23 protein-coding genes are annotated in these 20,702 nt (G+C 32.9%); 11 read left to right on the top strand and 12 right to left on the bottom strand.

Annotated elements, in window-relative coordinates; all coding sequences use genetic code 11:
* Nucleotides 1–53: 53 nt before the first annotated feature.
* Nucleotides 54–452, top strand: coding sequence for a hypothetical protein (locus Q0876_RS06960; protein WP_299225509.1), 399 nt, complete (start codon nucleotides 54–56; stop codon nucleotides 450–452).
* A 16-nt stretch (nucleotides 453–468) separates the two neighbouring features.
* Here the strand turns inward: Q0876_RS06960 and Q0876_RS06955 are convergent, their stop codons facing one another.
* Genes Q0876_RS06955 through trmB form a run of 3 tightly spaced genes read right to left on the bottom strand, consistent with a single transcriptional unit; the run spans nucleotide 469 to nucleotide 2,107 of the window.
* Nucleotides 469–798, bottom strand: coding sequence for an MGMT family protein (locus Q0876_RS06955; RefSeq protein ID WP_299225507.1), 330 nt, complete (start codon nucleotides 796–798; stop codon nucleotides 469–471).
* 1 nt (nucleotide 799) lies between these two features.
* Complete coding sequence (locus Q0876_RS06950) at nucleotides 800–1,429, bottom strand: LysE family transporter (RefSeq protein ID WP_299225505.1); 630 nt, start codon at nucleotides 1,427–1,429, stop codon at nucleotides 800–802.
* Nucleotides 1,430–1,432: 3 nt separating this feature from the next.
* Nucleotides 1,433–2,107, bottom strand: a complete 675-nt coding sequence (gene trmB / locus Q0876_RS06945) for a tRNA (guanosine(46)-N7)-methyltransferase TrmB (protein WP_299225503.1) — start codon at nucleotides 2,105–2,107, stop codon at nucleotides 1,433–1,435.
* 58 nt (nucleotides 2,108–2,165) lie between these two features.
* Here trmB and Q0876_RS06940 point away from each other — a divergent pair, with 58 nt between their 5' ends.
* The gene (locus tag Q0876_RS06940) at nucleotides 2,166–3,227 is read left to right on the top strand and encodes a glycosyltransferase (RefSeq protein ID WP_299225501.1); all 1,062 of its coding nucleotides are present in this window, start codon (nucleotides 2,166–2,168) and stop codon (nucleotides 3,225–3,227) included.
* Here the strand turns inward: Q0876_RS06940 and Q0876_RS06935 are convergent.
* Both Q0876_RS06935 and Q0876_RS06930 read right to left on the bottom strand, forming a co-directional pair.
* Nucleotides 3,201–4,244 (bottom strand): ATP-binding protein, encoded by a 1,044-nt coding sequence (locus Q0876_RS06935; RefSeq protein WP_299225500.1) that lies wholly within the window; start codon nucleotides 4,242–4,244, stop codon nucleotides 3,201–3,203. The genes Q0876_RS06940 and Q0876_RS06935 overlap by 27 nt on opposite strands.
* Nucleotides 4,244–4,927, bottom strand: a complete 684-nt coding sequence (locus Q0876_RS06930) for a response regulator transcription factor (RefSeq protein ID WP_299225498.1) — start codon at nucleotides 4,925–4,927, stop codon at nucleotides 4,244–4,246. The genes Q0876_RS06935 and Q0876_RS06930 overlap by 1 nt, the downstream gene beginning before the upstream one ends.
* A 226-nt stretch (nucleotides 4,928–5,153) precedes the next feature.
* Between Q0876_RS06930 and Q0876_RS06925 the strand changes: the two genes are divergently transcribed.
* From Q0876_RS06925 to Q0876_RS06910, 4 genes are all read left to right on the top strand, one after another.
* On the top strand, nucleotides 5,154–5,489 hold the full coding sequence (locus tag Q0876_RS06925; RefSeq protein ID WP_299225497.1) for a T9SS type A sorting domain-containing protein: 336 nt from the start codon (nucleotides 5,154–5,156) through the stop codon (nucleotides 5,487–5,489).
* A 121-nt stretch (nucleotides 5,490–5,610) separates the two neighbouring features.
* The gene (locus Q0876_RS06920; RefSeq protein WP_299225494.1) at nucleotides 5,611–7,692 is read left to right on the top strand and encodes a T9SS type A sorting domain-containing protein; all 2,082 of its coding nucleotides are present in this window, start codon (nucleotides 5,611–5,613) and stop codon (nucleotides 7,690–7,692) included.
* Nucleotides 7,693–7,767: 75 nt separating this feature from the next.
* Nucleotides 7,768–8,748 (top strand): acyl transferase, encoded by a 981-nt coding sequence (locus Q0876_RS06915; RefSeq protein WP_299225492.1) that lies wholly within the window; start codon nucleotides 7,768–7,770, stop codon nucleotides 8,746–8,748.
* A gap of 30 nt (nucleotides 8,749–8,778) precedes the next feature.
* Complete coding sequence (locus Q0876_RS06910) at nucleotides 8,779–9,228, top strand: YHS domain-containing (seleno)protein (RefSeq protein ID WP_299225490.1); 450 nt, start codon at nucleotides 8,779–8,781, stop codon at nucleotides 9,226–9,228.
* Nucleotides 9,229–9,319: 91 nt separating this feature from the next.
* Here Q0876_RS06910 and tyrS read toward each other — a convergent pair whose 3' ends face one another.
* Nucleotides 9,320–10,612 carry a tyrosine--tRNA ligase gene (gene tyrS / locus Q0876_RS06905; protein ID WP_299225488.1) on the bottom strand — a complete coding sequence of 431 codons (1,293 nt, stop codon included), beginning with the start codon at nucleotides 10,610–10,612 and terminating at the stop codon, nucleotides 9,320–9,322.
* Between the two features lie 86 nt (nucleotides 10,613–10,698).
* Between tyrS and Q0876_RS06900 the strand changes: the two genes are divergently transcribed.
* On the top strand, nucleotides 10,699–11,718 hold the full coding sequence (locus Q0876_RS06900; RefSeq protein ID WP_299225486.1) for an NAD-dependent epimerase/dehydratase family protein: 1,020 nt from the start codon (nucleotides 10,699–10,701) through the stop codon (nucleotides 11,716–11,718).
* A gap of 1 nt (nucleotide 11,719) precedes the next feature.
* On the opposite strand, the gene Q0876_RS06895 is transcribed toward Q0876_RS06900, so the two are convergent.
* The 3 genes from Q0876_RS06895 to Q0876_RS06885 are packed head-to-tail and all read right to left on the bottom strand — an operon-like array spanning nucleotide 11,720 to nucleotide 14,237.
* Nucleotides 11,720–12,175, bottom strand: a complete 456-nt coding sequence (locus tag Q0876_RS06895; protein WP_299225484.1) for a DUF4296 domain-containing protein — start codon at nucleotides 12,173–12,175, stop codon at nucleotides 11,720–11,722.
* A complete protein-coding gene (locus Q0876_RS06890) occupies nucleotides 12,172–13,512 on the bottom strand; it encodes a dihydroorotase (protein WP_299225483.1) in 1,341 nt (446 codons plus the stop codon). The genes Q0876_RS06895 and Q0876_RS06890 overlap by 4 nt, the downstream gene beginning before the upstream one ends.
* A 2-nt stretch (nucleotides 13,513–13,514) precedes the next feature.
* Entirely contained in the window at nucleotides 13,515–14,237 is a 723-nt protein-coding gene (locus tag Q0876_RS06885) for a polyprenol monophosphomannose synthase (protein ID WP_299225481.1), read from the bottom strand.
* 160 nt (nucleotides 14,238–14,397) lie between these two features.
* On the opposite strand from Q0876_RS06885, the gene Q0876_RS06880 reads away from it, so the two are divergent.
* Nucleotides 14,398–15,051: a DUF4271 domain-containing protein gene (locus tag Q0876_RS06880; RefSeq protein WP_299225479.1), complete on the top strand. Its 654-nt coding sequence runs from the start codon at nucleotides 14,398–14,400 to the stop codon at nucleotides 15,049–15,051.
* A 9-nt stretch (nucleotides 15,052–15,060) separates the two neighbouring features.
* Nucleotides 15,061–15,819, top strand: a complete 759-nt coding sequence (locus Q0876_RS06875; protein WP_299225477.1) for a uroporphyrinogen-III synthase — start codon at nucleotides 15,061–15,063, stop codon at nucleotides 15,817–15,819.
* 76 nt (nucleotides 15,820–15,895) lie between these two features.
* Here the strand turns inward: Q0876_RS06875 and pckA are convergent, their stop codons facing one another.
* The gene (gene pckA / locus Q0876_RS06870; RefSeq protein WP_299225475.1) at nucleotides 15,896–17,512 is read right to left on the bottom strand and encodes a phosphoenolpyruvate carboxykinase (ATP); all 1,617 of its coding nucleotides are present in this window, start codon (nucleotides 17,510–17,512) and stop codon (nucleotides 15,896–15,898) included.
* Between the two features lie 61 nt (nucleotides 17,513–17,573).
* On the bottom strand, nucleotides 17,574–17,969 hold the full coding sequence (locus Q0876_RS06865; protein ID WP_299225473.1) for a DUF423 domain-containing protein: 396 nt from the start codon (nucleotides 17,967–17,969) through the stop codon (nucleotides 17,574–17,576).
* 77 nt (nucleotides 17,970–18,046) lie between these two features.
* On the opposite strand from Q0876_RS06865, the gene Q0876_RS06860 reads away from it, so the two are divergent.
* Together Q0876_RS06860 and Q0876_RS06855 are read left to right on the top strand one after the other, a co-directional pair.
* The gene (locus Q0876_RS06860; protein ID WP_299225471.1) at nucleotides 18,047–19,411 is read left to right on the top strand and encodes a saccharopine dehydrogenase C-terminal domain-containing protein; all 1,365 of its coding nucleotides are present in this window, start codon (nucleotides 18,047–18,049) and stop codon (nucleotides 19,409–19,411) included.
* A gap of 4 nt (nucleotides 19,412–19,415) precedes the next feature.
* The gene (locus Q0876_RS06855; RefSeq protein WP_299225469.1) at nucleotides 19,416–19,886 is read left to right on the top strand and encodes an Lrp/AsnC ligand binding domain-containing protein; all 471 of its coding nucleotides are present in this window, start codon (nucleotides 19,416–19,418) and stop codon (nucleotides 19,884–19,886) included.
* Between the two features lie 48 nt (nucleotides 19,887–19,934).
* Here Q0876_RS06855 and Q0876_RS06850 read toward each other — a convergent pair whose 3' ends face one another.
* A complete protein-coding gene (locus Q0876_RS06850) occupies nucleotides 19,935–20,630 on the bottom strand; it encodes a zinc metallopeptidase (RefSeq protein WP_299225826.1) in 696 nt (231 codons plus the stop codon).
* Nucleotides 20,631–20,702: the final 72 nt, after the last annotated feature.

The raw sequence follows: 20,702 nt of genomic DNA, 5'->3' as shown, positions 1-20,702 counted from the left end.
TAAATACTAAACAACTATGGTGTTTATAATATCAATACTCAAAAAGTAACATTATGTTTAAATTAAAGAAAAAAGACCTCAAGGAAGACGCTAAGTATGTCAAGGCTATTATTACAACCTATTCTGAAAAGCAACATATTAAAAAATTAGTCTCGCCGATATCTAATACGTATTTCATTATAGATGACAAAAACCAAATCTATATATGTATTGAAGATGGAAAGGTAACTCTTTCAAACCATGTTTTTTTATATAAAAAACAATTCAATCTATCGTTTACTGATGCACTAAAAAAATTAGTTAAAGAACAAATGGAGAAAGAGATGCAATTGTTAAAGAAATCACTTTTTAAGAATGAGACAAATTTGCTTTCAAAAATTCATAATATTTCTATTTCACATAAAAAATCAAATGTTATAAGCCATAATTTTAAAAGGGTATCTAACCTGTAAAAACATTATATTTTCATTATAACTCTTCAGATGGATTCCAAAAAACTTTATCGAAATCTTGAATTTGATTATCAATTACAGTAACACCTTCACTTTCTAAAAGTTGTTGCATCAAATTAGTCCCATCAAAATGATGTTTTCCTGTTAATAAGCCTTTTCGGTTAACTACACGATGTGCTGGCACGTCTTTTCCTCCAGACCCATTCATGGCATAACCGACCATTCTTGCGCTTCGTTTGGCACCTAAATAATTCGCTATAGCACCATAACTTGTAACTTTACCATAAGGAATTAATTTAGCAACCTCGTAGACTTTATCAAAAAAATTTAACGTTTCTGGTTTCATATTAAATATCCATTATAATATTAATCAATGTAACTCCTGCAACAATTCCTGTGATGGCACCAATGATATAGTTCATGTTTTTCTGAGAGGTGAATTTTTTGTTCTTAATCTTATCAAAAAAAAAGATGTATATGTAAAGCATAACAAAAGTACCTGTTGCTGCTCCAAATACATATGATATTATACTTATCTTTTCAAAATTAAACCATCCAAAACCGGCTATTGTTATGGTCATATATGCTTGATATGGAATTGGAAACACATTAATTGCTGATAAAAACATACCTTGAAAAAAGCGGCTATGCTTACTTTTTGTATGTGGCTCAACGTTAGGTTTAGGTTTTGATTTGGCTAGTAATAAAAAATAAATAGTAATAAGAACGAAAATCACAAAAGCCACACGTTGAAGTATTTCAACAACATCTCTATGGTTATTTAAATAACGTGCAAACATTGAAGCAATGTATGTTTGCAAAAACACAATAATACATACGCCTATAGAAAATGCAATACCTCTATTATGCCCTTCTTTTAAACTAACTTTTGCAGCTGTCATATTTAATAATCCTGGAGGAATTACACCAATGAGCGCAATGAGTAATCCCAGAAAAAAAATGACAGTGATATTCAAAACCTATTTAATTTTAAACCTAATATACGTAATTGGTTTGTTTTGTTCTAAATATTGAGACTCGTAATAGGTTTGAATACTTGTAACTTCTTCTGGGCTACCTTCTTGCTTGTACACATCATGATTAGCATAAAGTATTTCATGTTTAGCACCATGAAGAAGTCCTAATGTATAACCATGCATAAACTCACTATCTGTTTTTAAGTTCACTATTCCATCTGGTTTTAGAATAGTTTTATAGCGTTGTAAAAACTTAGGATTGGTCATTCTATGCTTGGTTCGCTTGTACTTGATTTGTGGATCTGGAAAAGTAATCCAAATCTCATCAATCTCACCTTTATCAAATGCATGATCAATGAGTTCTATTTGAGTTCTTAAGAACCCAACGTTAGTAATCTCTTCTTCAAGAGCTGTTTTTGCTCCTCTCCAGAAACGCGCACCTTTAATATCTACACCTATGAAATTCTTATTTGGATACTTTTGTGCTAACGCAACAGAATATTCGCCTTTACCACAACCCAATTCTAAAACTATTGGATTATTATTCTTAAAGAATTTTGATTGCCATTGACCTTTCAATTGAAACTTTTCATTAACCAACTCATCACGTGTTGGTTGAACAACGTTAGCAAATGTTTCATTTTCTTTAAATCGTTTGAGTTTATTCTTACTTCCCACAATTAATTTAATGTTTTGGCAAAATTAAGGAAACATATTAGCATTATCTTTGTTTTTAATGATTTTGAAAAAACGAATACTTGTTGCTCCATTAAATTGGGGATTGGGACATGCTACAAGATGCATTCCGCTCATTAATGCTTTATTGATAAATGATTTTCAGCCTGTTATAGCGAGTGATGGTATTGCATTAGCATTACTACAAAAGGAATTTCCACATCTTGAATCTATTGAATTACCGTCATACCAAGTTAAATATGCAAAAAAAGGACAGTTTTTTAAACTTAAAATGCTTCAAAATTCGCCGAAATTCATAAAAGCTATAAATGCAGAAAAAAAAGCGACTTCAGCTATTATTAAGACCTATCATATCAATGGTATTATTTCAGATAACAGATTAGGCGTTTACAGTAAGCATATACCATCAGTTTTCATAACCCATCAGCTAAAAGTATTGAGTGGTAATACCACATGGTTAAGCACTAAAATGCATCAAAAAATTATCAAGCGTTTTGATGAGTGTTGGGTTCCAGACAACATTGGAGAAGATAATTTGAGTGGTGATTTAGGTCATATAGATGTTTTTGGTATTCAAATAAAATATATCGGTCCTCTGAGTCGGTTTGAGAAAAAAGAATGCGATTCTAAATATGACTTAATGATATTGTTATCTGGGCCTGAGCCTCAGCGAAGCATCTTAGAAAAACTATTATTCGAAGAATTGAAGTTATACGAGGGTAGGGTATTATTTGTAAGAGGTGTTATAGAAGATGTATCTAAAAAAATAAAAAAAGGCCCTATAGATGTCTATAATTTCATGGCTAGTGAAGCACTTGAAAAAGCATTAAATGAAAGTAAATTGGTTTTATCTAGATCTGGATATACCACAATAATGGATCTTGCCAAGTTACACAAGCGTGCTTTTTTTATTCCAACACCTGGTCAATTTGAGCAAGAGTATTTGGCTGAGCGCTTATCAAATATTGGATTTGCTCCTAGCTGCAAGCAAAGTGAATTCTCCATAGACCAACTTAATGCTGTTGAGACATACGAAGGTTTGAAAACAACAAATTATAAGACAAACTATAAGAAGCTATTTAGCCTTTTCCAAAGTGAATGAAAATTCGCTACCAACTCCAAGTTCGCTTTCTACATAAATTTTTTCATCGTGTGCCTCAATAATATGCTTTACGATTGAAAGTCCAAGTCCAGATCCACCCTCTTTTCTTGAACCACTTTTGTCTACTCTATAAAACCGCTCAAACAATCTTGGTAGATTCATTTCAGAAATACCTTCACCATTATCTGTAATGCGGACAATCACTTTATTTTTGATCAAATTTTCGATACTAACCTCTGTGGTTCCTTTTTCTCGACCATACTTTACAGAGTTGACTATTAGATTGGTTAGTACTTGTTGAATACGTTCTTTATCTGCGGTAACTAAAATTGGGTTACTGTAATCCATATCAAAAGTTAACGTGATCTTTTTTTTAGCTGCTTTCATTTCCAATAAATCAAAGACACTTTGTACCAATTCTACAATATCAAAAGTTTCAATAGTGAGTCGCAAATCTCCAACTTCTAACTTAGTAATCATGTCTAGGTCTTTAACGATATAGATAAGTCGCTCTAAGCCTTTATTTGCTCTATTAAGATATTTCTCACTAACTTTTTTATCATCAATAGCGCCATCTAAAAGTGTCAATAAATAACCTTGGACAGTAAATAAAGGTGTTTTAAGTTCATGAGATACATTTCCTAAAAACTCTTTACGATACTCTTCTCTAACTTTTAAGGTTTCAATCTCTAACTTTTTATCTCTAGCATACTTATCTATTTCTTGAGTAAGTGTTGCCATATCTGTGGTTATTGGATGTTTCCGAAGAGATGTAGATTCTAAAAGTGTTAGGTCATCGTATATTTTTTTAACACGTCTATAGATAAAACGCTCAACTCTGTATTGAATAACAATAAAAGATAAAATGTAGGTAAATATTGCAAAAGACAACAAATAAATAATATCAATCGAATGTAATACGTACAAAAAAACACTCGATAAGAGCGTCAAAAAAATAGTAATATACAAGGATGTTTTAAAAGCAAACTTGTACGTTTTTTTTATTTTATTTTGCATCAGTCTACAAACTTATACCCAACTCCTTTTACCGTTTTAAAACTTTTATCTCCAATTTTCTCACGAAGTTTTCTAATATGTACGTCTATAGTACGACCTCCTACTACAACTTCATTACCCCAAACTTTATCTAGGATTTCCTCACGTTTGAAGACTTTGCCAGGTTTTGTTGCTAACAAAGATAATAATTCGAATTCTTTTCGTGGTAAAATAATCTCATTGCCTTTATATGCAATTTTATATTCTTCTCTATTGATTATTAAATTGCCAATCTTTAAAATACTTTCTGAAGTATCTTCGTCTTTTAAACGTCGCAAAAGTGCTTTAACTTTACTTACCAATACCTTTGGTTTAATTGGTTTGGTGATATAATCATCTGCTCCAGCATCAAATCCTGCCATCTGAGAATAATCCTCTCCTCTAGCTGTTAGAAATGTAATAATCGTATCACTAAGCTCTGGGACTTTTCTAATTTGCTCGCAAGCCTCAATACCATCCATCTCTGGCATCATTACATCTAAGATAATAAGTTGTGGTTTTTCTTTTTTTGCTTTCTTAACGGCTTCTTGTCCATTTTCAGCAGTAATTACTTGATACCCTTCAGCAGAAAGGTTGTAGCCGACAATTTCTAAAATATCTGGTTCGTCATCAACAAGCAAAATTTTAATATCTCTTTTTTTCATGATTAAATAGTCTGTAATGATGAATAATTACAATGTAAATTATTTAAATAGTCAATGGTAAAGATAAAACTAATAACAAAAAAGTTGTAGAAACTCTTTCATTAATAACATTAAGTTAACCTTAAAGTATAACAATCAAAACATATACGACCCTAAGACCTTGTTTAACATTTCTTTGGTATGAAATTTGGTACTAATTCTATAACTTTAAAATAAATCTTTAGTGATGATGAAAAATTACTACTATCTATTCATGGTTTTTGTGTTTTTGTGCTTATCTAATACTGCTCAAGCTCAAATGCAAAATAGTGGTATTACGTCACCTCAGCATATTGATGGATTATCAATATTTCCAAATCCTGCAAGTAATGGAAAAGTCTTTATAATTAGTAAGAGTAACCTGCCCAAAACAATTGAAATATATAATGTTTTAGGCAAAAAAGTATTATCTGAAACTCTATTTGGCAAAGCACTTGATATCTCTAAATTAACTCCAAGTGTGTACATTCTTAAAATAAAAGAACAAAATGTTTCTGCAACTAGAAAACTGGTTGTAAAGTAGTTATCTCTTTTATATTATCTTATTGTAAAATAGCGCTTTATCGAAGCAATAATTAGTCTAAACACGTATTTCTTATTATATTTGTGCCGCAATTTTAATTTATCAATTTAAATAACAGATTATGAAAAAACTTTACTTTTTAATAGTAACGCTTGTAGTTACTTCTTTGTCTTTTGGACAAGATTTAATAATTACAGCAGCCTTTGACGGACCACTTACTGGTGGATTACCTAAAGGTGTTGAGCTTTACGTTGTGAATGATATTCCAGATTTAAGTATCTATGGCATTGGTAGTGCTAATAATGGTCAAGGTACAGATGGCGAAGAATTTACGTTTCCTGCTGATAATGTAACTGCTGGTACTTATCTATTAGTAGCTTCTGAAGCTACTCAATTTGCTAATTGGTTTGGATTTGCTCCAGATTATAATGCAGGTTCAGCAATGGGAATTAATGGAGATGATGCAGTTGAACTATTTGAAAATGGGAGTGTCATTGATACATTTGGAACTATTGATTGTGATCCAAATGCTGCTATGTCTCCATGCCCTGAATGGGAACATACTGATGGATGGGCTTATCGTGTAGATGGCACTGGTCCTGACGGCTCAACATTTGTGTTGGCGAACTGGACATTTAGTGGTCCAAATGCTTTAGATGGAGAGACTACAAATGCTTCCGCTGCAACACCAATTCCTGTTGGAACATACTCTCCAGTGGCTAGTACAGATCCAACAATTAACATTACAGGTTCGGTTGGAGATTTAGAATATTTTTTTGGTAATGGTCCTTCAAATGAAGGAAGCGTTAACGTTTCTGGATTAAACTTAACTACAGATATTACTATAGATGCACCAGCAAATTTTGAGGTATCGTTAAGCTCAGGAAGTGGTTTTGGTGCTCAAGTCACATTGGCTCAATCTGGAGGCACAGTTTCAGCAACTCAGGTTTTTGTACGTTTGGCTGCTGGATTAGGAGTTGATATATATACAGATGATTTAACACTAACTTCAGGAACTGCTTCCGATGCGGTTGCATTATTTGGTGAAGTATTACCTGCAGACCCTCAAGTTACAGTTCTTGGAAGCATCGATGATCAAAACTACTCTTTAGGAAATGGTCCTTCAGATGGTGATTCTTTTGGCGTTGAAGGTTTATTTTTAACTGGTGACATAACAGTTACTGCGCCAACAGATTTTGAAGTATCACTAACTATGGGAAGTGGTTACTCTAGTTCAGTTTCTATTACACCTTCTAGTGGAACAGTTGCTACTACAGATGTTTTTGTGCGTCTATCGGCTTCTTTAGCTGAAGGCCCTTATTCAGGAGATGTTACAATTAGCTCACCAGGTGTAACTGATCAAACATTACTTGTTTCTGGGAATGTATTTGGAGCTGCTACAAACGCAATGGTTCTTACTGCAGTTTATGATGGTCCTCTTCCAGGTGGAAACCCTAAAGGTGTTGAAGTTTACGTTATAGAAGACATTCCTAATTTAAGTTTATTTGGATTAGGTAGCGCTGGTAATGGTGGTGGAACTGATGGTCAAGAATTTACGTTCCCAGCAGTTTCGGCTACAGCAGGTGATTTTATTTATGTAGCAAATACTGATAGTAACACACCTTCAGGTTTTGAAAACTTCTTTGGTTTCGCTCCAGATTATACTACAGGTGCAATGGGCATTAATGGTGATGACGCTATAGAGTTATTTGAAAACGGTCAAGTTATAGATACATTTGGAACAATTGACTGTGATCCAAATGCAGCCATGTCTCCATGCCCTGAGTGGGAACATACTGATGGTTGGGCGTACAGAGTTGACAATACAGGTCCTGATGGTTCAACATTTGTGCTAGCTAACTGGACATTTAGTGGGCCAGATGCTTTGGATGGTGAAAGTGATAATGCTACTGCAGCAACTCCAGTACCAATTGGTACTTACATGAGGCCTTTATCAACAGAGCGATTTAGCACAAATTCTTTCTCAATATATCCTAATCCAACATCTACTGGATTTGTAAATATAATAAGTACAAATAACGAAAATATCAATGTTGCTGTATTTGATGTTTTAGGAAAGCAAGTATTGAACCAAGCTGTAAATAACAATCGTTTAAATGTTTCTACTTTAAATACTGGGGTTTACATCATGAAGATTACTCAAAACAATACATCAGTGACTAAAAAGTTAGTGATTAAATAATTGTTTACGATAAATTAGCTTAAAAGCGATGTCAATATTGATATCGCTTTTTTGTTTTTATATACTTTTGCAATAATGATAAATACGCAAGATATTTTTTCAATTACTTCAAACGATGAATTCAATGCATTGGCATTACGCATCTTTAATTTTCAGTTTGAAAACAATACTGTTTACCGTTCATTTTGCGATTTACTATACAAGCATCCAAGTGATGTAAAAACTATTGAAGACATTCCTTTTTTACCCATTCAGTTTTTTAAAAGCCATCGTATCTTAAGCAATAACAATTCTGTAGAGGCTACATTTTCAAGCAGTGGCACAACAGGAAGCATAACGAGTAAACATCACATCACAGATTTAAACCTATATGAGCAAAGTTTTAAAAATGGGTTTAAACAATTTTATGGAAATGTGGAAGATTATGTGATCTTGGCATTATTACCGAGCTATCTTGAACGTCAAGGATCATCACTTGTTTATATGGTTAATCATTTGATTGCAACATCAAAATATTCTGAAAGTGGGTTTTACTTAGATGATATTTCTGAATTGAAAGACCAATTAATCACTTTGGATACTGACGGAAAAAAAGTACTACTCATTGGTGTTTCATTTGCTTTACTAGATTTAGTTGAGCAACATCAATTTAATCTAAACAACACAATTGTTATGGAAACAGGTGGTATGAAAGGGAGAAGAAAAGAATTGGTTAGAAATGAACTACACCACATTTTAAAAGAGGGCTTTAGTATAGACACCATACATAGCGAATATGGAATGACCGAACTTTTAAGTCAAGCATATTCAAGCGGTAATGGTATTTTTAAATGTCCTAATTGGGTTCATATTCTAACTCGTGATCCTGAAGACCCGCTAACACTTCAACAACCTGGAAAGACTGGAGGTATAAATATCATAGATTTAGCAAATATCAATTCATGTGCATTTATAGCCACTAAAGACCTTGGTCGCGTATATGATGATGGAACGTTTGAAATCATCGGTAGGTTTGACAGTAGTGATATTAGAGGCTGTAACTTAATGGTGTTGTAAGGTCTTACTCATTTTATCGACTATCGTAAAATGAAAATAAAATTATTGGCTTTTTTAAGCTTTTTTTCAATTTTAAGTGCTGTATCTCAAACTGTAAATTTTAATATTCAAAAAGGATATGTTGCTGAAGGTTATGATGTAGTTTCCTATTTTGATAATCAAGCACTAAAAGGAAAAAGTGAATTTACAACTACTTATGATGGTGCTACATATAAGTTTTCTTCAGAAGACAATCTCAACAAATTTATAGGCAACCCTAAGAGTTTTGTCCCTCAGTATGGAGGTTATTGTGCCTATGCTATAGCGGAAAAAGCTAAAAAGGTGAAAATAGATCCAAAAACCTATGAAATAAGAGATGGTAAGTTATATCTTTTCTATAATGCTTGGGGCACAAACACCTTAAAATTATGGCTTGAAAAAGATGTGAAAGGTTTACAAGAAAAAGCCGACAAAAATTGGGAAGCTATGATTTTAGAATAGTTTTAGAGTTCTATGAAAAAGAGAGATTAGCTTCAAAATAGTTGGTTGGTTAATGTTAAACGCCTCATGTTTTTATGAGGCGTTTTTCTAATTATACAACTTTAATGATGTATGTATTCCTTTTCCCTTTATTAAGGATGATGTACGTATCATTGATTAGATCTTCAGTAGATAATTGGTAATCTTCTTTTACTTTCTCTTTGTTAACTGAAACAGCATTTTCTTTCAAAGCACGACGCGCTTCACTATTTGATCCTAAGAAGTTGGTTTTAGCTGCCAATGCACCTATCATATCTAATTGAGATAATTCATCTTTACGCACTTCTGCTTGAGGCACGCCTTCAAATACGTCTAAGAATGTTTTTTCATCTAAGGTTTTGATCTCTTCTTTAAAACTTTTACTAAATAAAATATTCGATGCTTTAATAGCATTATTTACATCTTCTTTACTATGAACTAATATAACTAACTCTTCAGCCAAACGCTTTTGTAATACTCTTAAATGAGGAGCTTCTTTGTGTTCAGCAACAACAGAATCTATCTCCTCTTTATTTAAAAACGTAAAAATCTTAATATACTTTTCAGCATCTTCGTCACTAGAGTTCAGCCAGTATTGATAAAACTTATAAGGAGATGTTCTGTTAGCATCTAACCAAACATTTCCACCTTCAGATTTCCCAAATTTAGACCCATCACTTTTTGTAATTAAAGGACACGTTATCGCGAAGCCTTTTCCATTAGCAATACGCCTGATCAACTCGGTTCCAGTAGTAATATTTCCCCATTGATCACTACCTCCCATTTGAATGGTGCAGTTATTAGCTTTATACAAATGCAAAAAATCATATCCTTGAACCAGCTGGTATGTAAACTCAGTAAAAGACATCCCGTCTCCAGATTCAGATGAGATTCTGTTTTTAACTGAATCTTTGGCCATCATGTAGTTAACTGTAATATGCTTTCCAACATCACGAATAAACTCTAAAAACGAAAAGTCTTTCATCCAATCGTAGTTATTTACTAAAACTGCTGAATTGGCTTCATCACTTTCAAAGTTTAAAAAATGAGCTAATTGTTTTTTGATAGCTTCTTGATTATGGCGTAGTGTTTTTTCATCTAAAAGATTACGTTCACTTGATTTACCAGAAGGATCACCAATCATTCCTGTTGCACCTCCAACCAAAGCAAAAGGTTTATGTCCACAACGTTGATAGTGTGCTAGAAGCATGATTGGAACTAGATTACCTATGTGTAATGAATCTGCAGTAGGATCAAAACCTACATAAGCTGATCGTATACTCTGCATTAAATGTTCTTCAGCACCAGGCATCGTTTGATGAACCATACCTCTCCATTCTAGTTCTTTAACAAAATTCTTTATCATAATTTACATTTTAGTAATCTTTGGCAAAGATAGATTTATACCTCTAATCACAAAAAGACAATCGAAAAAAAGCTTAATTTTAGGCTATGATTTTAGTTACTGGAGGTACAGGGTTAGTTGGTTCGCATTTGTTATACAAACTCGTAAGCAATAATAATAACAATGTTAAAGCTATATATAGAAGACAACATACGCTTGAACGTGTAAAACATGTATTTTCTTATTATTCAAACCAAGCAGAAAATTTGTTTAATTCTATTGAATGGATAGAGGCTAATATTAATGATGTTCCAAAACTAGAAGTTGTATTTAAAGACATTACCCATGTCTATCATTGTGCTGCTTTTGTAAGTTTTGAACCTAATAAATATTATGAATTACGAAAAATAAATATTGAAGGCACAGCTAACATTGTCAATCTTTGTATTACTAACCAAATTAAAAAACTATGCTATATTAGTTCGATAGCTGCAATTGGTCATCACTCAAATCCAGAACAATTAATTTCAGAAACAACGTCTTGGAATCCTGAAGACGACAATAGTGTGTATGCTATCACTAAGTATGGTGCAGAAATGGAAGTATGGCGAGGAACTCAAGAAGGTGTGAATGCTGTGGTTGTCAATCCTGGTATTATTTTGGGACCAGGGTTTTGGAAGTCTGGTGGTAGTGGCAGTTTATTTAAGAAAATATATAGTGGTTTAAAATATTATACCAATGGCGTTAGTGGCTATGTTGATGTTTGGAATGTCGTAGATGCAATGTGTGAATTGATGTCTAGTAAAATACAAAATGAACGTTTCATTTTGGTATCTGAAAACTTATCATTTAACGATTTTCAAAAAAGCGTTTCAAAAGCATTGAATGTAAAACCAGCTAAAAAGGAAGCTAGCTCATTACTTTTAGAACTTGCATGGCGCTTAGACTGGTTAAGTCATAAACTATTAGGTAAACGAAGACGGTTTTCAAAACAACTGGCAAAGTCTGTGAGGAGCAAAACCATTTACGATAATACTAAAATAAAAAAGGTTTTGGATTTTGAGTTTAACCCAATCGATAAGTCTATATCTAAAACAGCAGGTTTTTTTTTAAAAGACCAAAACTGATCTAGTTTTTTAATTTAGTCTTTTTGAAATCTTTATTCAATTTCTTTTTTAAACTATCAGGCAACTTGCTTATAGAGTCTTGTCTAGCTTTCTTCTTTAGGTCTTCAAGCTCAATTTCTTTTTTATATTTAGCCGTATTCACTTCAATTCTTGCATCAACTTTATTCAAGATCGATTCGTATATTTTTAAGTCGTATGAATAATAGTTATTACTCGCAGCAAATTGAGCACTATCAATTTGATGTTTTTTATATACATAATCATCTGGATGCACGCCGTTTCTTTCTAGGACCAATCTACTTGTACCTTTTGCAGCATTTATGATAAAAACATCATAGAGAATATCTACCATTTTAGCTTCAGATATTAGATCATCTGGTTTTTCAGGCTTTTCTATTTTATTGCAACTAGAACATAAGCTGAAAAGTAAAATCAATATATATATATGTTTTATCATCTATTAAAAGTTAAGCGTTTTGCAGCTTTTACATCTAAAACTTTAAAATTATTATAGACTAGAGTTCCATTTATAAAAGTATGTGTTATTCTAGACTTAAATGTTGTTCCTTCAAAAGGAGACCAACCACAGTGATACAAAATATTGCCCTTATTAACTGTCCAAGGATTATTTAGGTCTACTACAACCAAATCAGCAAAATAACCTTTTTTGATGTACCCTCTATCTTCAACCTCAAAAAGGATTGATGGATTATGACACATTTTTTGAACTATTTTCTCTAATGAAATTTTACCATTATGATACGCTTCAATCATAGCTACAAATGCATGTTGTACCAATGGGCCTCCAGAAGGTGCTTTTGTGTAAACATTACGTTTCTCGTCTAAAGTATGAGGTGCATGATCAGTGGCAATAACATCAATCCTATCATCTAACAAAGCTTTCCAAAGTTGTTCTCTATCTTTAGCAGATTTTACAGCTGGATTCCATTTAATCAAAGTTCCTTTCTCGTCATAGTCTTCGTCACTAAACCATAAGTGATGAATACATACTTCAGCAGTGATTTTTTTATCTTTTAAAGGAATTTTATTGGTAAATAGGTTTGTTTCTTTTCCTGTTGATAGATGAAAAACATGTAACCTTGCGCCTGTTTTTTTAGCCAGTTCTATGGCTTTAGATGAAGATAAGTAACATGCTTCCTCGCTTCTAATGACAGGATGCTTTCGTATTGGGATGTCTTCACCAAACTCTTTAATATGAGCCTCCAAATTTTTCTTTACTGTTGCTTCATCTTCACAATGTACTGAGATAACCATATTGGTACTTGAAAATATTTTTTCTAATACTTTAGGGTCGTCTACGAGCATGTTTCCTGTTGATGAACCTAGAAAAAGCTTTAGTCCAGCTACAGCTTTAGGATCTACTTTTAATATTTCCTCTAAATTATCATTTGTTCCACCAAACATAAAAGAGTAATTAGCATGAGATGTATTGGAAGCTATTTTAAATTTTTCTTCAAGCTTTTCTACAGTTGTGGTTTGTGGGTTAGTATTAGGCATTTCAATAAAAGATGTAATACCTCCAGCAATAGCTGCTTTAGACTCGCTAGCTATGGTTGCTTTGTGAGTAAGTCCAGGCTCTCTAAAATGTACTTGATCATCTATAGCACCAGGTAATACATAATTACCTTCCACATCAACTACAGTAACATCTGCAGATTTAGCGCTTATAGATTCTGACACTTCTTTAATTCGCTCTCCTTCAATTAAAATATCACCTTCAGTAATCTTGCCGTCATTTACAATTCTAGCATTTTTAATAAGTGTAGTCTTCATATTTATTTACTAAATAAACTTTTTAATTTCATATTTACAACACCAAAAATAGCTTCAGAAATAATACTGCCACTCATTTTGGATTTGCCTTTTGTTCTATCTGTAAAAATAACAGGAACTTCAACAATTTTAAACTGTTTTAAGTAAGCTTTGAATTTCATTTCAATTTGAAAAGCATAACCAACAAACTTGATTTTTTCTAGCTGGATTTTTTCTAAAACCTGTCGTTTGTAACAAACAAAACCAGCTGTAGTGTCGTGTACTTTCATCCTAGTAATCAACCGAACGTATTTTGAAGCAAAATAAGACAACAACACCCTACTCATAGGCCAATTAACAACATTTACACCATTTACATATCTTGAACCAATAGACACGTCAGCCCCATTAATAGCACATGCATTATAAAGTTTTATGAGGTCATCTGGGTTATGAGAAAAATCTGCATCCATCTCAAAGATATACTCGTAACTAAGATCTAAACACCATTTGAACCCATCAATATATGCAGTACCTAAACCTGTTTTGTTTTTGCGTTCCAGTAAAAAAAGTTGCTCTTTAAACTCCTCTTGCAATGCCTTTACCTTCAAACTCGTTAAATCTGGAGAGTTATCATCTACCACAAGAATATGAAAAACTTTTTCTTGAGAAAATACAGCTCTAATGATCGCTTCTATATTTTCTATCTCATTATATGTTGGTATGATGACTATAGCATCTTTCATTCATCAAAATTTAGTCTAACAATTAGATGGTATAGCAAAAGTAACTTTTTATACGATTATTTATACAGTAAAAATCATAAACAATGTTAATCTTATGATGTTGTCACAACTAATAAAAACAAAGTAAGATAAGATGAAAATTTCTTTATAATTTTGCCATATGCTTAGAGAAATAGTATCTAATGATTGGTTTACAGCTTTCTTGGTGATTGCCTTGGGTCTGGTCTCTTTATCAAAATTTTTGTTTGCTCACAGATTTAAAGATTTTATTAGTGTTATTGGTAACACGAAGTATTTGAAGATATACATGAGAGATCAAAAGTTTATAGATGGTTTTGATGCCTTGCTGTTTTTAAACCTCATTATATCACTATCTATATTTTCATTTATTGCTTACAGCACATTTACCGAGCCTTCTGAATTTGATCTGATTTTGTTTTTTAAGGTCGTGTTTGGTGTTGGTGTTTTAATTTTAATAAAGACACTATTAGAACGGTTAATAGGTAGTATTTTTGAAATTGACGCTCTTATTGATTCTTACATATTCCAAAAAACCACATATAAAAACTACGCAGGCTTTATTCTTTTACCAATAAACTGTTTATTAATATATACAATTGATGCTACAAAACCTATACTTTATGCAAGTATAAGCCTTATTGTTTTGATTAATTTTATAGGTTTTATAAGTTCTTTTAAAAATCATCAAAAGTTACTATTAAATAACATATTCTATTTTATTTTGTATCTTTGCGCACTTGAAATTGGACCCTATCTAATTTTATATAAGTTAATTAAAGATTTCAACGCTTAAAACACTTTAATGAATATGACGAAAGTGAAAACGATTTTAGTATCTCAACCAGAGCCTAAAATAGAGAATTCGCCATACTTTGAGCTACAGGAAAAGCAAAAAGTAAAAATAGATTTTAGACCTTTTATTCATGTTGAAGGAGTAGAGGCTAAGGAAATTAGACAACAAAAAGTTGATCTTTCTAGCTATACAGCAATTATACTTACGAGCAGAAATTCGGTTGATCATTTCTTTAGAGTTGCTGAAGAAATGCGCTTCAAAGTACCAGATACTATGAAGTACTTTTGCCAATCTGAAGCAGTTGCATATTACCTACAAAAATATGTAGTATATAGAAAACGTAAGATTTATGTAGGTAAACGTACGTTTGAAGATTTATCGCCTCTTATTAAGAAATACAAAGATGAAAGCTTCTTATTACCTACTACAGATAAATTAAAGCCTGAGGTTCCAAAAACTCTTGATGGATTAGGTGTAAAATGGAAACAAGCTATTTTTTACAAAACAGTTATTAGTGATCTTTCAGATCTGGCTAACGTGTACTATGATATCTTGGTTTTCTTTAGCCCTTCTGGAATTGAGTCGTTATTTCACAACTTCCCAGAATTTAAACAAAACGATACACGTATAGCTGTTTTTGGTAACACTACTATTAAAGCAGTTGAGTCACATGGATTAAGAGTAGACATTGCTGCTCCAACACCTGAGACACCGTCAATGACTATGGCGCTAGAAAAATATATAGACAAAGTAAATAAAGGAAAATGATTTTCTTTATTGAGATAAAAATAAAAAAGAGCAATTTTATTAGAATTGCTCTTTTTTTTAACACTTATATCAATTATTAAAACGAATAACGCTGAGGACCTCCTCTGCGTATTTCTTCACTAGCGTGCTCTTCAAATTTTTTGAAGTTTTCACGGAAGGCATTTGCCAATTTAAATGCGGTCTTGTAATAATATTCGTCGTTGTTCCATGTTGTTCTAGGACTCAGTACTTCTTTAGGAACACCAGGACATGATCTAGGTTGTGCTACACCAAAAACTGAATGGATATGATAATCATCATAGTTGTATAATCCTAACTCTCCATTGAGCACTGCATTTATCATCGCTCTGGTATACTTTAATTTCATTCGAGTACCAACACCATAAGGGCCTCCTGTCCAACCTGTATTAACTAACCATACATTAACTCCAGCTTCTTTCATTTTTTGACTTAACATGCTAGCATATTCAGTAGGATGCAATGGCATAAATGGCGCACCAAAACAAGCAGAGAAGCTTGGTACTGGCTCAACAACCCCAGCTTCTGTTCCGGCAACTTTAGCTGTATATCCTGAAATAAAATGATAAGCTGCTTGACTTGGGGTTAACTTTGAAATTGGAGGCAAAACACCAAAGGCATCGGCCGTTAAAAAGAATATATTTTTTGGATTTTTACCTATTGAAGGCACCTTTATATTATCTATGTGATAAATTGGATAGCTAACACGTGTATTTTGTGTTATTGTTGTATCAGTGAAGTCTACTTCTCCTTTATCATCCATGATGACATTTTCCAGTATAGCTCCTTTTTTTATGGCATCATAAATTTCAGGCTCTTGGTCTCTTGATAAGTTGATCACTTTTGCATAGCAACCACCTTCAAAATTAAATACTGTGTTTTCATTTGTCCAACCATGTTCATCATCACCAATTAAACTGCGTTCAGCATCTGTTGATAAAGTTGTCTTACCTGTACCAGATAAGCCAAAGAAAATAGCAGTATCTCCATCTTCACCAACATTTGCGCTACAGTGCATAGGTAATGTGTTTTTAAATACAGGTAAAACAAAATTTAAAGCAGAAAAAATTCCTTTTTTAATTTCTCCAGTATACCCAGTTCCGCCAACTAAAGCTATCTTTTTAGTAAAATTTAAAATAGCAAAGTTATGTTGTCTCGTTCCATCAACAGCTGCATCTGCCATAAAACCAGGGGCATTGACTACTGTCCACTCAGGCATAAAATCTTGAAGCTCCTCATCTGTTGGCCGTAAAAACATGTTATAAGCAAACATATTACTCCAAGGATACTCATTGATCACACGAATATTGAGCTTGTAATTCTCATCTGCACAGGCATAGCTATCTCTAACGAAGACTTCTTTTTCAGATAAGTAATCTGTTACTTTATCATATAACTTATCAAAAGCTTCAGGTTCAAATGGAATGTTGATATTTCCCCACCAAACTCGATCTTTGGTGATTTCATCTTTAACAATAAATCTGTCTTGAGGTGAACGACCAGTAAACTCTCCTGTATTGACTGCTAGAGCACCAAGTGATGATTCTACCCCTTGCCCTTTTTCTATTGTGGTCTCATGAAGTTGATCTGGTGTTAACTGATATTTGACTTTTGCATTTTTAATGCCGTATTGTTCTAACGAAATCGTTTTCGTTGTTTGTGTATGGTTTACCATAATTTGTTTGTGTTGTATTAGATTGCAAAATTAAACAATATTTTAAAGTACACACTTTTATTTACGATTTATCAAACTTCATTTTTAAAAAGTTTATCAACAATAACAACCATGCAATAATTAAAATTAAACCTCCAATTGGAGTTATAAAACCAATGCTTTTAAAATCAAAATTAGTGAGTGCATTTGTGGCTAATCCATAAATCGAACCTGAAAAAAATAGGACACCAATTAAGACTAAATAACATATAATGCGCTTACTTTTGTTGCTTAACATTTTAAGACTTCCCAAAAAGAAAAGGAAAAATGCATGATACATTTGATATTTAACTCCAGTCTCAAAAGTTTGTTGCATGTCAAAAGATAATTGTGGTTTTAATCCATGAGTAGCAAAGGCTCCAAGAATGATAGCCAATACACCTAATAGTGTCCCTGCAATAAAAATAATCTTGTTCATATAATTCAATTTTTGGTTTTAATAACCCTTACTATTTAGTAAATTCGTGCTTACAAAATTACTCAACAAAAGCCATTATGCGAAAGATTTTAGTAATTGGTGCTGGAAAATCAGCATCATTCCTCATAAAATATTTATTAGACAAATCAAATGAAGAAGATTTACACGTCATCGTTGGTGACATTAATATACAAAATGCTAGAAAGCTCATCAATGATCACGAAAATGCTCAAGCTATTACTCTTGATGTATTTAGTAAACACTCAAGACAAGATGCCATCGAAAATGCAGATATAGTTGTATCTATGCTTCCAGCGCGATATCACATCGAAGTTGCAAAAGACTGTATTACGTATAAAAAGCATATGGTAACTGCTTCCTATATAAGTAAAGAAATGGAAGACTTAGATAATGCTGCCAAGAATAAAGACCTTGTATTCATGAACGAAATTGGTGTTGATCCAGGAATCGATCATATGAGTGCTATGAAAGTTATTGATGAGATACGAAACAAAGGTGGGAAAATGATTTTGTTTGAATCGTTTACAGGCGGACTAGTAGCTCCAGAAAGTGATAATAACCTTTGGAATTATAAATTTACTTGGAACCCTAGAAATGTAGTTGTTGCTGGTCAAGGTGGCACCGCAAAATTTTTACAAGAAGGCACCTATAAATACATTCCCTATAACAGATTATTTAGGAGAACCGAATTTTTAGAAATTGACGATTATGGTCGCTTTGAAGCTTATGCCAATAGAGACTCATTAAAATATCAAAGTGTTTACGGTTTAGATGATATAAAAACATTGTATCGTGGCACTATGCGTCGTGTTGGCTTTAGTAGAGCGTGGAATATATTCGTTCAATTAGGATTAACAGACGACAATTATACCATTGACGATAGTGAAAATATGAGTTATCGCGATTTTATAAATGCATTTTTGCCTTATAGTCATACCGATTCTGTTGAACTTAAATTTAGACACGCTTTAAAGATAGATCAAGACGATATTGTTTGGGATAAACTTGAAGAATTAGACATTTTTAGCAAAACCAAAATGGTCGAACTCAAACAAGCCACGCCTGCACAGATTTTACAAAAGATATTGATGGACAGCTGGATGCTTAAAGATGGTGAAAAAGATATGATCGTAATGTATCATAAATTTGGCTATGAACTTGACAGCAAAATGCATCAAATAGATTCTACTATGGTTGCTAAAGGTGAAGATCGCACTTACACCGCCATGTCTAAAACTGTTGGCTTACCAGTAGCAATGGCTACTTTAGCCATCTTGAATGAAAAAATCACCACTCCAGGAGTCCAAATTCCGATTCGTAAAGAAGTTTATGATCCAATTCTTGAAGAGTTAGAAGGCTTCGGAATTAAATTTAAAGAAAAAGAAGTCCCTTACTTAGGTTATAATCCTTTGAACGTGTAACGTTATGAAAACAGTTAACCAAAATATTCAAATTGATGGTATCGATAAAAAGATTCTAAGAGCGTTAATGGCAGATGCTAGAACACCTATTTTAGAAATAGCTCGCCAAGTTGGTATTTCTGGAGCTGCAATACATCAGCGTTTACGAAAATTAGAAAAATCTAAACTCATTGCAGGTTCAAAGTTTGTGATTAACCCAAAAGTATTAGGTTATACAACTATGGCATATATAGGTGTGTTTTTAGATAAAGCTGTTAGCAATCCAGAAGCTGTTAGACAGCTTAAAAAAATCCCTGAAGTTCTAGAATGCCATTACACTACTGGAAATTGGAGTATTTTCATTAAAGTATTGTGTAAAGACAATGAGCATTTGATGCAAGTACTCAATAGAGACATTCAATCAATTACTGGTGTTTCACGTACTGAAACGTTTATCTCTTTAGATCAACAAATAGAACGACAGATCAAAATTTAAATAAAAAAGCATCCTTTAAAAGGATGCTTTTTTATTTTTTCTTGTGACTTAATCTCTACCACCGAACACTTGAAGTGCCCAATACAATAGAGATGCTAGTGCTCCAATTGCTGCAACTAGATAGGTTCTGGCTGCCCATTTAAGTGCATCCTCAGATCCTTTATATTCTTCTGGAGTAACCATGTTCTTATTCTTTAACCAAGCCAATGCTCTGTTACTCGCATCGTATTCTACTGGCAGTGTGATGAAACTAAACAATGTTGCAAATCCCATAAAGACTAATCCTGCTACAGCTACCCAATATCCTAAACCAACTCCAGCTGCAGCTCCGAGAATCAAGCCTCCAATAACCAACCATTGCGACATTCCTGAAGTCACACTTACAATTGGTACTAATGCAGATCGCATTCCTAAAGCGCTATAGGCTTGTGCATGTTGTACCGCATGACCAACTTCGTGAGCCGCTACTGCCGCAGCAGCTGCATTTCTTTGATGATATACAGCTTCACTAAGGTTAACCGTTTTATTCTTTGGGTTATAATGATCTGTCAACTGACCAGCAACAGAGATTACCTCAACATCGTAAATACCGTTATCAGCTAACATCTTTTCAGCAATCTCTCTTCCACTCATTCCATTTCTTAACTGAACCTTTGAGTACTTGGCAAACTTTCGTTTTAACTGATTACTCACTAACCAGCTCACTAAAGCAATAGCTCCAATTAACACATAATATCCTAACATTCCGTTCATAATTTTTTAATTAAAATTCTTACGATAAAGATAACAAAAAGTACGCCAAATCTTACTTGTGAA

It is taken from the genome of uncultured Psychroserpens sp., assembly GCF_947503375.1.
Classification (GTDB): domain Bacteria; phylum Bacteroidota; class Bacteroidia; order Flavobacteriales; family Flavobacteriaceae; genus Psychroserpens.
Note: the sequence above shows the minus strand (reverse complement) of the source record. Positions and strands in the feature narration are given on the sequence as shown.

What these genes read in the sequence shown, in the direction of transcription:
- Q0876_RS06960 (WP_299225509.1), top strand. Translation starts at nt 54, where the DNA reads ATGTTTAAATTAAAGAAAAAAGACCTCAAGGAAGACGCTAAGTATGTC.
- Q0876_RS06955 (WP_299225507.1), bottom strand. Translation starts at nt 798, where the DNA reads ATGAAACCAGAAACGTTAAATTTTTTTGATAAAGTCTACGAGGTTGCT.
- Q0876_RS06940 (WP_299225501.1), top strand. Translation starts at nt 2,166, where the DNA reads ATGATTTTGAAAAAACGAATACTTGTTGCTCCATTAAATTGGGGATTG.
- Q0876_RS06935 (WP_299225500.1), bottom strand. Translation starts at nt 4,244, where the DNA reads ATGCAAAATAAAATAAAAAAAACGTACAAGTTTGCTTTTAAAACATCC.
- Q0876_RS06930 (WP_299225498.1), bottom strand. Translation starts at nt 4,927, where the DNA reads ATGAAAAAAAGAGATATTAAAATTTTGCTTGTTGATGACGAACCAGAT.
- Q0876_RS06925 (WP_299225497.1), top strand. Translation starts at nt 5,154, where the DNA reads ATGATGAAAAATTACTACTATCTATTCATGGTTTTTGTGTTTTTGTGC.
- Q0876_RS06920 (WP_299225494.1), top strand. Translation starts at nt 5,611, where the DNA reads ATGAAAAAACTTTACTTTTTAATAGTAACGCTTGTAGTTACTTCTTTG.
- Q0876_RS06915 (WP_299225492.1), top strand. Translation starts at nt 7,768, where the DNA reads ATGATAAATACGCAAGATATTTTTTCAATTACTTCAAACGATGAATTC.
- Q0876_RS06910 (WP_299225490.1), top strand. Translation starts at nt 8,779, where the DNA reads ATGAAAATAAAATTATTGGCTTTTTTAAGCTTTTTTTCAATTTTAAGT.
- tyrS (WP_299225488.1), bottom strand. Translation starts at nt 10,612, where the DNA reads ATGATAAAGAATTTTGTTAAAGAACTAGAATGGAGAGGTATGGTTCAT.
- Q0876_RS06900 (WP_299225486.1), top strand. Translation starts at nt 10,699, where the DNA reads ATGATTTTAGTTACTGGAGGTACAGGGTTAGTTGGTTCGCATTTGTTA.
- Q0876_RS06895 (WP_299225484.1), bottom strand. Translation starts at nt 12,175, where the DNA reads ATGATAAAACATATATATATATTGATTTTACTTTTCAGCTTATGTTCT.
- Q0876_RS06890 (WP_299225483.1), bottom strand. Translation starts at nt 13,512, where the DNA reads ATGAAGACTACACTTATTAAAAATGCTAGAATTGTAAATGACGGCAAG.
- Q0876_RS06885 (WP_299225481.1), bottom strand. Translation starts at nt 14,237, where the DNA reads ATGAAAGATGCTATAGTCATCATACCAACATATAATGAGATAGAAAAT.
- Q0876_RS06880 (WP_299225479.1), top strand. Translation starts at nt 14,398, where the DNA reads ATGCTTAGAGAAATAGTATCTAATGATTGGTTTACAGCTTTCTTGGTG.
- Q0876_RS06875 (WP_299225477.1), top strand. Translation starts at nt 15,061, where the DNA reads ATGAATATGACGAAAGTGAAAACGATTTTAGTATCTCAACCAGAGCCT.
- pckA (WP_299225475.1), bottom strand. Translation starts at nt 17,512, where the DNA reads ATGGTAAACCATACACAAACAACGAAAACGATTTCGTTAGAACAATAC.
- Q0876_RS06865 (WP_299225473.1), bottom strand. Translation starts at nt 17,969, where the DNA reads ATGAACAAGATTATTTTTATTGCAGGGACACTATTAGGTGTATTGGCT.
- Q0876_RS06860 (WP_299225471.1), top strand. Translation starts at nt 18,047, where the DNA reads ATGCGAAAGATTTTAGTAATTGGTGCTGGAAAATCAGCATCATTCCTC.
- Q0876_RS06855 (WP_299225469.1), top strand. Translation starts at nt 19,416, where the DNA reads ATGAAAACAGTTAACCAAAATATTCAAATTGATGGTATCGATAAAAAG.
- Q0876_RS06850 (WP_299225826.1), bottom strand. Translation starts at nt 20,630, where the DNA reads ATGTTAGGATATTATGTGTTAATTGGAGCTATTGCTTTAGTGAGCTGG.